The sequence below is a fragment of the Bacillus sp. FSL K6-3431 genome (genome assembly GCF_038002605.1).
Taxonomy (GTDB): Bacteria; Bacillota; Bacilli; order Bacillales; family Bacillaceae_C; genus Lederbergia.
Genome location: NZ_JBBOCT010000001.1, coordinates 2,724,263 through 2,738,648, shown reverse-complemented (window position 1 = coordinate 2,738,648; position 14,386 = coordinate 2,724,263). Strand labels below are relative to the sequence as shown.

The following is a 14,386-nucleotide window of genomic DNA, read 5'->3' as shown; positions in this document are numbered from 1 at the left end:
GAGGTGTCAAATGGTTATCTTAACTAAAGTATATCATTTAATTAAAACTCCTAGTAAAATCGTTAGAATACTAGGAAATAAAAACATGTTAAATTGGCTAGCTGATAAACCATATTTAAAGTTAGTATATCGTTGCGAAACTGGAGAAAACCTTAATTTAGAGAAACCTAAGACTTTTAATGAAAAGTTGCAATGGTTAAAGCTTTATGATAGAAATTCAAAATATAATATTTATGCAGATAAGTATGATGTTAGGGCACATATCGAAGAAACAATTGGAGAGCAATATTTAATTCCTTTTATTGGTTTGTATGATAGTGTTGACGAAATCGACTGGGATGCTTTACCTAATCAATTTGTACTTAAATGTACTCATGGGTCTAGTTCAAATATTATTTGTTCAGATAAAAATACACTCAACATAGAAGATGCTAAAAAAAAGTTGCGAAAATGGATGGAAAAAAGTTGGTATTGGTTCGGGAGGGAATGGGTTTATAAAGATATAAAACCAAGAATTGTTTGCGAGAAATATATGGTTGATGAATCAGGAACAGAATTGAAGGACTACAAAATATTTTGTTTTAACGGTAAAGCAAAATTAATACAAGTTGATTTTAATCGTTATAAAGATCATAAAAGAAATTTATACACCACTGATTGGCAATATATAGATGCTAAAATTAAACGCCCCAATGATGCGTCTAAAATAATTCAACGCCCAGAAAAGCTGGAAGATATGTTAATGCTTGCAGAAAAGTTATCTGCAAACATCCCGCACGCAAGAGTGGACTTTTATTCTATTAATAATAGTATTTACTTCGGTGAAATTACTTTTTTCCATGGCTCAGGTTTTGAAAAGTTTGAGCCTGATAGTTTAGGAGATCAAATGGGTAATTGGATAAGGTTACCGAATATTAAATAAGAAATGAGGTGATTAAATGCAGATATTGATTGGTGGCGACTTAGTGCCAACGCAATCCAATTTTTCTTTATTCAAACAGGCTGATGTAAACTCTCTATTGGGTGAAGATTTATTAACTATTTGGAAAAATGCAGATTTACGACTTTTTAATTTAGAAGTTCCCCTTGTTGATAAAGAAGGTCCTATTGAAAAGTGCGGTCCTAATCTTATTGCTCCTGTTAATACTATTAATGGTATTAAGGCACTCAATCCGTCTTTGATTACTTTAGCTAATAATCATATACTAGATCAAGGGGAACTAGGTTTGAAATCTACGAAGGCCATACTTAATGAACATTCAATACCATTTGTTGGTGCTGGAGAAGATTTAAATAAAGCTAGTAAACCCTATATAATTAATAGAAATGGATTTAAAATCGGGGTTTATGCTTGTGCTGAGAATGAGTTTACGATAGCAACTGAAAATAGTTCTGGCGCAAATCCGTTTGACCCACTAGAAAGCCTAGATCAAATACAAAGGTTAAGTGAGATGTCTGATTATGTAATTGTTCTTTACCATGGGGGAAAGGAACACTATCGATATCCGTCCCCATACCTTCAAAAAGTATGCAGAAAAATAGCTAGTAAAGGCGCTGACCTAGTAATTTGTCAACATAGTCATTGTGTTGGTTGTTTTGAAAATTTTCAAGATTCTACGATTGTTTATGGACAAGGTAATTTTGTCTTTGATAGATCTGACAGTGAATTTTGGAAGACTAGTATTTTAGTTAATTTAACTCTTGGAAATAAAATAATTATAGATTATATCCCGATAATAAAAAAGGAGAACGTTATAAGGTTAGCGCATGGTAAAGACGCTGAGATAATATTAAGTCAATTTAAAATTCGTTCGAGTGAAATATGCCAAGAAGGGTTTATAGAAGAAAACTATCAAGAATATGCCGACGAAAAAATAACCGGATATCTTAGACAGTTTTCTGGACTAGGTAAATGGTTATCCAGGATAGATAGGAAGATATTTAAGGGATCACTAATAAATTTTTTATATAAGAGGAGTAATCTTTTAGCCATACAAAATTACATTGAATGTGAGGCACATCGTGAACTAATATTGAAAGGGTTAAAAGGAGAAAATAAGAATGCAAGATAAGCAATTTAATAAGAAAATTGCAAATGCTGCTAAATGGTCTTCTATTACTGAAATTATTGCAAAAATTATTGTACCAGTAACAAATATGATTTTAGCTAGAATATTAGCGCCAGAAGCATTTGGAGTTATTGCAACAATAACAATGATTATTAGTTTCGCGGATATGTTTACAGATGCTGGCTTTCAAAAATATTTAGTACAACATGAATTTAAAAGTGATAAAGAGAAGTATCTAAATGCAAATGTGGCTTTCTGGACAAACTTTGCCCTTTCGCTTTTTCTATGGGGAATAATTGCTTTATTTAATGAACAAATTTCTATAATGGTAGGAAACCCTGGACTTGGAATAGTTATTATTATAGCTTGTATTCAATTACCTTTAACCTCTTTTTCTAGTATTCAAATGGCACTGTTTAGACGTGAATTTGATTTTAAAACCCTTTTTATTGTTAGGGTTATCTCTATAATGATTCCTTTTCTAGTGACAATTCCTTTAGCTTTACTAGGTTTCAGTTATTGGTCGTTAATTATAGGTATGATTTGCATGCAGCTTTTTAATGCTTTAATCCTTACCCTTAAGTCAAAATGGAAACCAAAATTATTTTATAATGTTAAAATACTAAAAGAAATGTTATCATTTAGTATTTGGTCATTAGTAGAGGCAGTTTCTATTTGGCTTACTGCGTGGGTTGATGCATTTATCATCGGTTATTATTTAAATGAATATTACTTAGGGATATATAAAACATCTACAATAATGGTTAATTCATTATTAGCCCTCATTACTGGAGCTACAGTCCCAGTGCTATTTTCCGCATTATCAAGATTGCAAAATGATGAAAGTAAGTTTAAAAGTTTGTTTTTTAAATTTCAACGACTTGTTTCGGTATTCGTCTTTCCGTTAGGCGTTGGTATTTTTTTATTTAGTGATTTAGCGACACAAGTAATGTTAGGTAGCCAATGGGGAGAAGCTAGTGGTGTTATCGGGATATGGGCTTTAACTAGTGCGATTATGATTGTTTTCGGCCATTATTGTAGTGAAGTATATCGTGCAAAAGGAAAACCTAAGTTATCCTTTTTTGCACAAGTGTTGCATCTAATAGTGTTAGTTCCAACATGCCTAATAGCTGCAAAATCTGGATTTTGGCCTCTAGTATATGCTAGATCATTGATCAGAATCCAGTTCGTTGTGGTTCATTTATTAATAATGAAAGCTATAATCAAAGTTTCAATAGTAAATACGTTTAAAAATGTATTTCCAGCAGGGATTTCCGCAGTTGCAATGGGTTTACTAGGTTATTTGTCAAAAGAAGTAAGTGATAGTTTATTATGGAGTATATTATCAATTGTTTCATGTATAGTGTTTTACTTTACTATACTATTCAAGTTTCCTAAAATGAGGAAAGAGATATTCGAAATTGGTATAAAGCTAATACCTAATAAATTTTTAAAAAATAACAGATAACTGTAGAGGTAGGACCATAAATAATTTATTCTTAGATAGCAAATTTATTTTATAAAAAATGGGTTGTATTAATTTAAATTATACAATCTTAACTTTCTAGGTGAGGTGCAAATATGTATAAAATAGCAGTAGCAGGAACAGGATACGTCGGCTTAGTAGCAGGTGTATGTTTTGCAGAAATGGGCCATCAAGTGGCCTGTGTTGATATTGATGAAAATAAAGTGAACGTAATGAAGTCCGGGGTTTCTCCAATTTATGAAGCTGGCTTGGAAGACTTGATGCAGAAGAATTATGCAGTTGGAAGAATTGATTATACAACAGATTATAAATCTGCTTACAAGGATGCGGATGCAATTTTTATAGGTGTAGGTACTCCGGAGCAAGCAGATGGTTCTGCAAATCTTTCGTATATAGCAACTGTTGCAAGGCAAATTGCCGAAACGATAGAAAAAGATTGTCTTATCGTTGTAAAATCAACAGTCCCAGTTGGAACGAATGATAAAGTTGAGCAGTTTATTCATGACTTTTTAGTTCATGATGTGAAAGTGGAAGTAGCATCAAATCCGGAGTTTTTGGCACAAGGTTCTGCTGTTCAAGGTACGCTACATGCGGATAGGATTATTATTGGAACAGAAAGTAAATGGGCGGAAGAGCGTTTGATGAAGGTTTATGAACCGTTTCGTTTACCAATTGTTTCAGTAAATAGAAGATCTGCAGAAATGATTAAGTATGCATCTAATGACTTCCTTGCCCTTAAAATTTCCTATATGAATGATATTGCAAATCTTTGTGAACTGGTCGGTGCGGATATTCAAGATGTTGCAAGAGGGATGAGTTTTGATGAGCGAATCGGCAATAAGTTTTTAAATGCGGGAATTGGTTTCGGTGGTTCATGTTTCCCTAAGGATACAAAAGCGTTGGAAAATCTGGCAAGACAGAATGGTTATGAGCTTAAAACTGTTAAGGCTGCCATTGATGTGAATAATGACCAAAAAACGATGTTGTATAAAAAGGCAAGCAAAAGACTAATTACATTTAACGGACTTAAGGTAGCTGTTTTAGGGTTGACCTTTAAACCAGGAACAGATGATTTGAGAGAAGCCGCATCCCTTGTAAATGTCCCATTATTATTAGAGCAAGGTGCTAATATATTTGCCTTTGACCCTGTTGGAGAGGAAAACTTTGCTAAAGTATATCCAGAAGGCGAGAATGGCAAGGGGAGCATTACTTATGCTGCTAATGTTGAAGATGCATTAGAAGGAGCGAATGTCTGCTTTATCTTTACTGAATGGGGAGAAGTAAAAGCAGCTGTGCCATCAACTTATAAACAGTTGATGCAAACTCCTTTAGTATATGATGGAAGAAATGTCTATGATGTAAATGATATGAAACAAGCAGGGGTAGAATATCACTCGATTGGAAGACAACCAGCGCCTAGGGCAACTTTAAAGGAGTCGAAGAATCTTGAATTACAAAACTCTTGATTCTAGTAAAACATACCTTATCACTGGGGCAGCTGGTTTCATTGGGTATTTCTTATCTAAGAAACTACTAGAACAAGGATGCCTAGTCATAGGTGTTGATAATCTAAATGATTACTATGATATTAATCTAAAACATGCTCGTTTAGAACAACTTAAGCCCTATGAGAAGTTTACCTTCATTAAAGGTGATATCTCAGATAAGGCGATGATTATGAGCATCTTTGAAGAGTATAAGCCTAATGTTGTCGTAAATCTAGCTGCTCAGGCAGGTGTGCGTTATTCAATAGAAAATCCAGATGTATATATTCAAAGCAATATCATTGGTTTTTACAATATCCTTGAAGCCTGCAGACATAATCCAGTGGATCACCTTGTATATGCATCATCTAGTTCTGTATATGGAGCGAATAAAAAAGTTCCTTTTGAGGAAACGGATTTTGTTGATAACCCTGTTTCACTTTATGCCTCTACTAAAAAGTCGAATGAATTGATGGCTCATACATATAGCCATTTATATAATATTCCAGCTACAGGCCTCCGGTTCTTTACCGTTTATGGACCTATGGGACGACCGGATATGGCATACTTTGGATTTACCGATAAATATTTTGCTGGTGAGCCAATTAAAATATTTAATAATGGTGATTTTGAAAACGATCTTTATCGTGATTTTACATTTGTAGATGATATTGTAGTTGGAATTGAAAGACTAATAGGTAAACCTTCTACTGAGTCCGTTCCTCATAAGGTTTACAATATTGGTAACAACTGCCCGGAAAAATTGATGGCTTATATTGAAACGCTTGAAAAAGCTTTAGGTAAGGCCTTAGGCAAAGAAGTGATATTTGAGAAAAGCTTTGAACCGATTAAGCCGGGAGATGTGCCTGCTACTTATGCGTCTACTGACTTACTTCAAGAAGCTGTTGGATTTAAGCCAGAGACTTCGATAGAAGAAGGGTTGCAGAGATTTGCTGAATGGTATGTGGAGTATTATAGAGTGAAATAGATACTTCATTCTAATAAACTTATATCTTACGCATTCGACAGTCGATGCAATCACCCTGCCTTCAACTACAGTTACTATGTAAGCCCTGACTCCATGTTGGATTCAGGGCTTATTTTGGTTAGTATCACTCGATTAATAATCGGAAGATCCAGACTGTCTATTGTTCCAATTGCAGCACAATGAAGATGTTCAAGATATAATGTTTTTCAATGCAATCTTGTTCCCCCGTTTTCTTCCTCTGAAGGATATCGTTGTAGGATTTCTATAAAGGTTCCCGAGTCTTTTGCTTCAGGAACATAACCACATGCTTGATGACTAATTGAATAAAATCTACATACACAGGTTCCTGTGATTGTATAAGCTCCCTCCAATATGAACATCTAATTCTACCAATTGATTCACTGTTTTTAAAAAACATATATAATACTCCCCTTATTGAATGGTTCTAGACCTATTTTGCATGTAATTATTAGTGCTATGCAGTTGAAGTGTAAAATTCAATTTATTTTATATTAGATTATAAAAACAAATACAACCTTAATAACTTTACTCAGTTCTTCTTTTTCTTTTCGGGTGCAATGAATACAAACGCTGCTTTCTGATCCGTACGTGGCTTCTTTGACTGCCAAACGCTGATCCCTTGCTCAGTGTCAATACCGTTCTATTTTTCCCCATTTTAACCGGTCAATTAATTGGTGTAGCCGGGAAAATCCCGGCCTTTTTCTTTTCTTTCATACGATAAGAATCTCCTTTTATATTAAATGTAACAGAATGATGGAGTAAACGATCTAAAACGGCTGTGGCCAGCACATCGTCGCCGAATACTTTCCCCCATTCAATAAAGGATTTATTTGAAGTTAAAATCATGGCTCCATGTTCATATCGCTTTGAAACTACTTGAAAAAACACATTGGCAGTTAGTTCATCGAAAGGGAAATAACCTACCTCATCCAAGATGATCAAATCCGGTCGACTCCATTTGCTTACTAGCCGTGTGAGTGTACCTTTTGCCTCTGCCTTCCGGCATTCTGAAACCATTGCCTCTGCTGTTAAGAATAAAGCTGTAAAACCCTGGGTCAATGCTTCTAAAGCGATAGAAATCGCGAGATGTGTTTTCCCAACACCAGGAGGGCCTAGGAGAATTCGATTTTCTCCATTGGCTATAAACCGACAGGTTAATGTTTCTTTCACACGTTGTTCGCTTATACTCGGCTGGAAGCTAAAATCAAAGTCATGGATTGTTTTCGTATAGGGAAGTTTGGATCGCTTAATTCGTTTTTCCAGTAAGTTCGCTTCACGAGTTTCCCATTCTTGTAAAACAACCGTGTCGAGAAAATCAAAATATGATACATTATTAGTAGAGGCGTTCTCTACAATATCGTCCAGTTGACTGGCAGTATGGTGCCAGCCTAGTTGAGATAGTCGTTCTTCAAGAAGTTTATTCATTAAGAATCACCTTCTTCCAGTGCGGCATAGGTAGCGAGAGAACGAGTTTCCACATTTGGAATTTGAGTAGAGATAGAAGAATCGGGGGTCGCCAAACCGTTATGATTCTGCTGCTTCTGCTCTTTTTTTATGGAGTGCAATCCCGCGTAATGTTCTGGTTTCATAAATACCTTTGCCTTTTCTGATACAAGGGGATGTTGGGCAATACACTCTTGTTCATCGTATATCTCCAGCTGTTTTTCATGCGTTACTTTAATCTTGACCTTTTGTCTATGGAACAGAATACTTATTGCCTAGATAAGATACAAAGCAATCTTTACTTACTTCGCGCATTTCCCATCGACTTATCGGGAAAAGAGATTTCACACCCCACGCCTGAAGGAATGGCTGCTCTTTTTGTAAGCGTTGAACCGGAGGTTCCTGTGTTGTTTCGTTTTTCTTTATATTTGCAGTCTTATCAAGCCATTTTTGAATGTCCTGATTAAGATCCTCTAATGTTGGCCCATGTTTTCTCTGAAAGAAGTTATTCTTCAAATAATATACTGTGCGTTCTACCTTTCCTTTTGTTTGGGGCCGGTAAGGTTTACACGCTTTCGGTGTAACTCCGTAATAAGCTAAAAAATCCTCAAAGACCCTGTTGAATCGAATTTCAGCTGGACTATGCTTGGTCACAACTGTTTTCATATTGTCATATAAAATCTGTGCGGGAATGCCATTAAAATAACCAAAGGCATTCATATGACACTTCATCAACGTTTCCATTTTCATATCTGTTGTGAATTCGATGTATTTCATTCTTGAATAGCCGAGGACCATAATAAATGCATAGATTTCTTGTAGTCGACCATCCACCTCATATTGTCCAACTTCTGCCCAATCCATCTGAGCTTGCCGTCCGGGTGGGGTTTCGAAGCGAACCGTGGCCTGCTTCTTTGGTTGCGCCCGAAAGGGCTGCACAAAATCTCTTAAAATAGTACTTTTACCTTCATATCCCAATGCCTCAAGTTCTTCTAAAAGGACAACGCAATTTGTCGTTCCTTCTTGAATGCGCTGCTGCAGGTATGGCTTAAAAGGGTCCAGTTTACTTTGCCGTTTCTTTCTTGATATCGCCTTGGGGTTTTCCTCGCTATTTATATATTTATTAATTGTTTTACGATCGAAACCAGTTTCTCCGGCAATTGCAGTTATTGTCCAACCTTTCTGATGTAATTCTCTTATCATAAAAAATTCCCCTATCTTCAGCACCGTCACATACACTCCTAATCTTTCAGTCTATGTGACGATTATCTGTTATTATTGGGGAATTTTAAACCGGCGTTATTGGGTATTTTATCAGCGGCACTGACACTCAGCAAGTTCTTGAAATAATTCATTAATAGCTATTTTTGTTGCCTTTCTTAAAGAGGCCTGTATACCTGCAGTTTTTATGTCCTGTGTGCCTATTCCTACAATGCTTTCTTCATCCCAAAAGCAGTAACTTGCAGAGACCCATGTATACGTTTGATTTACAATGAAAAAGATCTCAATATCCCCAGTTCTTTGTGCTTTATCCAATAGTCATGTCCATCAACAGGTACTTCATTGAAATTATACATAACTATATCTCCTCCTACTTTTTTTCACCGTTCCATTTAATTCTATCTAGCGAGGGTAAGATGAATTACCTACATGCTTGTATACTATTCTATTTAATTTGACTTTTCTATTAATTTTCAAAGTTTTTTAGTAAAGTTGAATCATTGTTATTACTTCCATATGCAGCATTTGTTATACTATTTAAGTATTCGATCACCTCGGAATAGGGGTTATTATATATTTATTTTGTATTCTCTGTAGTAATCTCTGGTATTGCTCCGCTCACATTGCCCCCTTGAATAGGGCATTCTGTACCATCCAATAGAATAGAATGACTATCGTCCTGATCTAAATGAGACGCTTTTTCCGACTCGAGTATTTTTGGATAATTAATCGTATACCATTTCGTCTGATCCATACGATACTTATTAAAATTGGCGGTGAAAATAAAGCCTTCCCTTTCCAGTAATTTGAGGGCCCTTTTGATCGTCACCTCCGACCAAAACGGCAGCTGCTCTTGCCAATCCTTATACGTGTTATACACCCATTTGCGACCCGTCCTTCTTCGTCGAGCAAGTAATGAGCCAATAATGAATTTGTTGCAATAAAATGGCTGCGTTTACTCCCAATTCTTGTGCAAAAGACGGCTGAAACACGACTGGACATTCCTTCATCAATAATTTACTCATTTTCATTCCTCCAATTATTTTTTATGCAAAAGTAATCGAATCCACGCAATTGTCTTGCTCGATTCACTCATTACTTCCACCTTTGATATATATAATGAGGAATATTGGACACCTACATCAAAAGGACAGAATGATCTCAATGAAAATCTCATCTTAAGTCAAGACGCATGATATTCTCCTAACTAGTTTGGTAGATAATTTTATTTAACCAGGCATATTTGCATGGATAAAAACATCTGTCCACAATGATCCGTTGTGAAATTGTTTCAATAAGTCACTTATCCCCTAGGAGAAAAGTGACTTATTGACATTTATTTTGGTCTAATCCCAAATTTATCGACTCATTTTTAATATTTTGTTCGTTCGTATACATACACGCTTTTTATTATTGTATGGGTACCCGGGAATACAATTGAATAGCGCGCTTTCCAGGAAGGAATCAGAATGGCAAGGTTTGAGGATGTTGTGGAAGAGTTTCGACCAATGATTTACCATATTATTAAATACCTTCATATTTATAAAGATGTGGAGGAGTATTTTCAAACAGGTATGATTGCTCTTTGGGATGCTCAGCGGCGATTTGAGCCAGATAAAGGAACGTTATTTAGCACGTATGCCTTCTCTTACATAAAAGGGCGGATCATGACGGATTTATCGAACAGAACGAAGATGGAAGAGAGAAACGTTTATCCTGAGGAATCCTTTTGGGAAACGGCAGTCGATAATGGGGAGCAGCCATTGCAGCTTGCCATCCTACTTTCTTATTGCACTGACCTGACAGAGAAACAGAAGCAATGGGTCGTATATACCTTTTATTATGGGATGACAATCCAAGAAATTGCTGGGCATGAAAAGGTATCACCCTCTGCCGTCAAAAAATGGCGTATTGGTGCCATTCCTAAATTAAAGAAAAATGTAGTTTTGGCTCAATGTTGATGCAATCTTAAAACGAGAAAAGACGATGACTAGCAAATCATCGTCCTTTTTTATCATATGTTATTTTTTCTTCTTCTGGGTTGTTTGATCGAATTGGTAGGAGTTTGGGTTATGTTCTTTAAGTATGTGTATTTCTTCATGAGGTTTATGTAAAAGATATGATGTTTCTGTCGTTCTAGTTTCTATCTTTTTCCGATAGTCTCGAGCACGATGCAATTTAAGGTCAAAGTGTTTTTTAGAACCTTCAATTATAATTTCATGACCAAGCGGTAATATAATTTTTGTTTTTTTACGAGAAAGATATATACTATCATCAATATGATCCTCGCAAAACCAAATGCATTCATCCCTTGATGGTGACATGCTCGGAAACCAGTAGATTCCTAAATGCCCGCTTATTTTTATAGGGGGCATATCAATATTCCCTAATGCCTGTTTTGCCGCCACTTTCGCTCCATTATAATCGTGCCCATAATAGATAATACTTTGCTCGATTATTTGTAATGGACTCCTACTGACAAGAAAAGAAGTATCACTTTCAATCACCCGTGTAAATAGATGCCCATATGAATCGAACGTTGGTATAAAAGAGAATGTCTTTCGGTTGATAACATAATGCTTCGTTGTCTTCAATCTTCTCATCTTCCTTTCTTACCATCTAATTTTATAACATAATTTTGCTCTAGATGTATAATACTTGGATGTCTTCGGGTCTATTGTCTCATATGAGAGCTAAAAATCCAATGATTTATAGGTTATTTTTTCCAAAATAGCAATATATTACATTCAAATGAATCAAAGGACATGTGTTAGAGGATGTGTGTTAGTTTATAACAAATCTACACTTTCAATTAACTTTCGTCAAAAGTTCCAATTGACACTGAGGTGTTATTCGTTGAATAAGATGGTAGAAATGCAAAAAATAAAGCCTCCACTGTGGAGGCTTTATTTGGGGGATGGCTGAATTTTAATAGAGGGATATTACAGACATTATTTCATCTCTTTTGCTCTTCCTAAAATTAAATTGCTGTTAAGCTGTTAATAGGACTATTGATGACAGAAAAGCTCAAATTTGCCCAGAGGCGGTCCTAATCCACTATCAGTTCTTTCTTTTCCTTTCAGGTGCAAGGAACGTGATCGTTGCTGTTTCATTTGTGTCGGGTCTTTTTGTGTGCCAAACGGTTAACCTTTGCTTAGCAAGCTCTTGAAATAATTCATCAAGAGCCACTTCTTTGGCTATTTTTAATGATGCCTTTACACCTGCACGTCCTATTTCTTGCGTGCCTACTCCTACAATACTTTCATCAAACCGATAATAGTAACTAGCAGAAACCCATGTATAGGTTTGATATACATTGAAAAAGATCTCAATATCAAGTTCATTATGTGTTGTCCAATATATGTGACCACCAATAGGCACATCATTATGATTATACATCGTAATATCTCCTCCTATTTTTCTTGATGATAGTCATCTTATGGTTTGCTTATCTTAATATTTATTTCTACCTAGTGGCCAACCTTAAAATCACCCTCATACTTATATACTATTCTATACGTAGTTCAATTTTCCTGTCGTATTTAGAATAAACTTCAGATAAAAGGGAATATTTTGTTATTATCCGTCAGTATTAGCTGTTTACTAAAAATACAAGTAAATTTTTCAAAGACGAAAAAAAGACGAAGAGAGGAATCTATCGTCTTTTTCCGAATTAATATTACTTGGAGTATGCCTAGTTTTTTCATTCTTTCGCGCTATTTTAACTCAATAATGTCTCGTATATCGCTAATGTGAAGGGCTTCTGCTATTTTTTCGATATGATTAAAATTAATATTTTCACGCTTTTGGTTGGCTAGTTCACTCAATGCTGCGTGTCGTATGTCTGTTAATCTAGATAGTTCTCTTAATGAAATATTCCATCTGAAGAATTTGCTATTCGACAAAAAAAGGTTTGGGATATGGTAAACAAGGCTGGATATGATTGTGGGATTGTATATTCAGATGAACATTACTGTGGGGATGTTCCATATTTAGCAGGTAATAACAATATAGCAGTGGAGCCAATAGCAGGCGTTATCACGGAAAATGGCTTTTACTTTATTGCAGGTCTGGAGAGTGGCATTATAGCACCACAATTTTCTCAACGTTCCCAAGCCCAGATTAGAAGTGTGGAAATCATGAAGATTGATGATAAAGAATATCCCGAAGATCTCTTGCGTCCTGCGGATATTATTGAGGAAGCATGTGGGAGGAAACCGAAAAGAATCGCATTGCTTACAACTAGATATGTTTTTCCTCTAGGATTATTTAATGTATTAAGGAAATATATAGGTGAAGAAAATATTGAGGATCTATCGGAAAAATATTATGAAATTAAATATGAAAAATCAGATAATGAGATGCGTCTAATTGAGGAAGGCAGTAAGATTAGCGATATTATGATGGAGGGAATGCTTCGAGTTCTACGACCAGGAATGTATGAGACACAATTAGCGCAATGGGGATACGCTATCGCACATGAACTTGGTGTGGAAGAAATGGGATTTATGGTAATGGTAACAGCAGGAGATTCAAACAAAACAATGGTAGGCCGTGCATCAAATAATATCATAAAAGAAGGAGATATTGTCCATATAGGTGTATCACCAAAGCGCGATGGGTTATCCGCTGCCCAAAGAGGATCTGTTGTTTGTGTGAAGCATCCTGATTTAGTCCCTGATAAATATAAATTATGGATTGAATTTCTCGAGGGAGCATTTGAGGCAGGAGTTGCGGAGTTTAATAAAGTTGTAAAGCAGAAACTTCCAGGATGTTACCATGAGCAGGCTATGATTGATTATTATCATAGTAAAGCTGATGAGTTAAGTGCGATAACTGGAATTACATTAACAAATTTTGCGAAACAAAAGGGTTATGTTACGACGCATAACTCTGGATATACAGAATGCCAAGAATTTTATGGTGCTCTTTCTCTTGATTTCAATAAACCACTGGCAAATCAGATGGTCATGATGATGGATACAGGAATAAAAGGTTACGGGGAGACATGGGATGAGGTTATTATTCCTGACCTTGACTATATTGTAATAGAAAAAACCTTAGGAAAATATGGTGATGAGGTTAGGATATTAAACGATTTACCAATTAATTTGCAACATTTGGTGGGAGAAGGGTTTAATTGATTAAAGTGGCTGCCCTATTTGGGCAGCCTTGTTTTTCATTGAGGTACAAGAAAATCCTTGTACCATCTATTTCGGTGATAAAAGGGATAGAAGAAGCGTTCCTGTTAGAAGATTTTTTGGAGATTTGAACAAAATAGCTCTCTTGGTATGATGCGGGGTGTCAAATCTGTGCGAATTGCCCCTTGATTTAGATACCAATAAGGATTTATTATGCACTTCGAACAAAATCATAGCCGAAAGCTACTCGGCTGATAAAGTATGCCAACACGTCCGTTTGCATCACAGAAGGACAACAGATTGCCCGTATGAAAATCGCCACATATGTACGTGTTTCCGCCAATTGGAACAAATGATTAGAAACAGCAGACGGTCCTCGTTCACGCGTCTATCAAATACAAATGTCTTCGAACAGTTCCAGGCTTAAGTATAAAGAGTTTAAAATTCCTTCATAAGAAGGGGCCGTCTTTATAGCATATAATTCAATCCTAAAGGTGAAAGTAATATATGTTTGAGGCAAAGGTTACTTCAAT

General features: G+C 35.7%; 14 protein-coding genes and 1 pseudogene. 7 read left to right on the top strand and 8 right to left on the bottom strand.

The annotated features are described in order from the left end of the window. The first annotated feature begins 85 nt into the window (after positions 1–85). The 5 genes from MHB53_RS13550 to MHB53_RS13530 all read left to right on the top strand — a co-directional run bounded on the left by MHB53_RS13550 (position 86) and on the right by MHB53_RS13530 (position 6,027). Positions 86–922: an ATP-grasp fold amidoligase family protein gene (locus MHB53_RS13550; RefSeq protein WP_340919175.1), complete on the top strand. Its 837-nt coding sequence runs from the start codon at positions 86–88 to the stop codon at positions 920–922. Positions 923–938: 16 nt separating this feature from the next. Next, the gene (locus MHB53_RS13545; protein WP_340919172.1) at positions 939–2,072 is read left to right on the top strand and encodes a CapA family protein; all 1,134 of its coding nucleotides are present in this window, start codon (positions 939–941) and stop codon (positions 2,070–2,072) included. Beyond that, entirely contained in the window at positions 2,062–3,537 is a 1,476-nt protein-coding gene (locus MHB53_RS13540) for a lipopolysaccharide biosynthesis protein (protein WP_340919170.1), read from the top strand. The genes MHB53_RS13545 and MHB53_RS13540 overlap by 11 nt, the downstream gene beginning before the upstream one ends. Before the next feature lie 113 nt (positions 3,538–3,650). Beyond that, positions 3,651–5,021, top strand: coding sequence for a UDP-glucose dehydrogenase family protein (locus MHB53_RS13535; RefSeq protein ID WP_340919167.1), 1,371 nt, complete (start codon positions 3,651–3,653; stop codon positions 5,019–5,021). Then, positions 5,002–6,027 (top strand): GDP-mannose 4,6-dehydratase, encoded by a 1,026-nt coding sequence (locus MHB53_RS13530; protein WP_340919163.1) that lies wholly within the window; start codon positions 5,002–5,004, stop codon positions 6,025–6,027. Before MHB53_RS13535 ends, MHB53_RS13530 begins: the two co-directional genes overlap by 20 nt. A 684-nt stretch (positions 6,028–6,711) precedes the next feature. Here MHB53_RS13530 and istB read toward each other — a convergent pair. From istB to MHB53_RS13505, 5 genes and pseudogenes are all read right to left on the bottom strand, one after another. After that, positions 6,712–7,473, bottom strand: coding sequence for an IS21-like element helper ATPase IstB (istB, locus tag MHB53_RS13525; RefSeq protein ID WP_340919161.1), 762 nt, complete (start codon positions 7,471–7,473; stop codon positions 6,712–6,714). Then, positions 7,473–8,718 (bottom strand): annotated as a pseudogene (gene istA / locus MHB53_RS13520) (IS21 family transposase). Before istA ends, istB begins: the two are co-directional and overlap by 1 nt. 87 nt (positions 8,719–8,805) lie before the next feature. After that, positions 8,806–9,027, bottom strand: a complete 222-nt coding sequence (locus tag MHB53_RS13515; protein WP_340919158.1) for a hypothetical protein — start codon at positions 9,025–9,027, stop codon at positions 8,806–8,808. Positions 9,028–9,289: 262 nt separating this feature from the next. After that, positions 9,290–9,592 carry a hypothetical protein gene (locus MHB53_RS13510; RefSeq protein ID WP_340919156.1) on the bottom strand — a complete coding sequence of 101 codons (303 nt, stop codon included), beginning with the start codon at positions 9,590–9,592 and terminating at the stop codon, positions 9,290–9,292. Next, positions 9,585–9,737, bottom strand: a complete 153-nt coding sequence (locus tag MHB53_RS13505) for a hypothetical protein (protein ID WP_340919153.1) — start codon at positions 9,735–9,737, stop codon at positions 9,585–9,587. Before MHB53_RS13505 ends, MHB53_RS13510 begins: the two co-directional genes overlap by 8 nt. A gap of 444 nt (positions 9,738–10,181) precedes the next feature. On the opposite strand from MHB53_RS13505, the gene MHB53_RS13500 reads away from it, so the two are divergent. Further along, the gene (locus MHB53_RS13500; RefSeq protein ID WP_340919151.1) at positions 10,182–10,673 is read left to right on the top strand and encodes a sigma-70 family RNA polymerase sigma factor; all 492 of its coding nucleotides are present in this window, start codon (positions 10,182–10,184) and stop codon (positions 10,671–10,673) included. Between the two features lie 60 nt (positions 10,674–10,733). On the opposite strand, the gene MHB53_RS13495 is transcribed toward MHB53_RS13500, so the two are convergent. From MHB53_RS13495 to MHB53_RS13485, 3 genes are all read right to left on the bottom strand, one after another. Next, positions 10,734–11,306, bottom strand: a complete 573-nt coding sequence (locus MHB53_RS13495; protein ID WP_340919149.1) for a competence protein ComK — start codon at positions 11,304–11,306, stop codon at positions 10,734–10,736. Between the two features lie 466 nt (positions 11,307–11,772). After that, positions 11,773–12,111, bottom strand: a complete 339-nt coding sequence (locus MHB53_RS13490; RefSeq protein ID WP_340919147.1) for a hypothetical protein — start codon at positions 12,109–12,111, stop codon at positions 11,773–11,775. A 317-nt stretch (positions 12,112–12,428) separates the two neighbouring features. Then, complete coding sequence (locus tag MHB53_RS13485) at positions 12,429–12,632, bottom strand: helix-turn-helix domain-containing protein (protein WP_340924705.1); 204 nt, start codon at positions 12,630–12,632, stop codon at positions 12,429–12,431. Between MHB53_RS13485 and MHB53_RS13480 the strand changes: the two genes are divergently transcribed. Beyond that, positions 12,633–13,856, top strand: a complete 1,224-nt coding sequence (locus tag MHB53_RS13480) for a M24 family metallopeptidase (protein WP_340919146.1) — start codon at positions 12,633–12,635, stop codon at positions 13,854–13,856. The last annotated feature ends 530 nt before the right edge of the window (positions 13,857–14,386 follow it).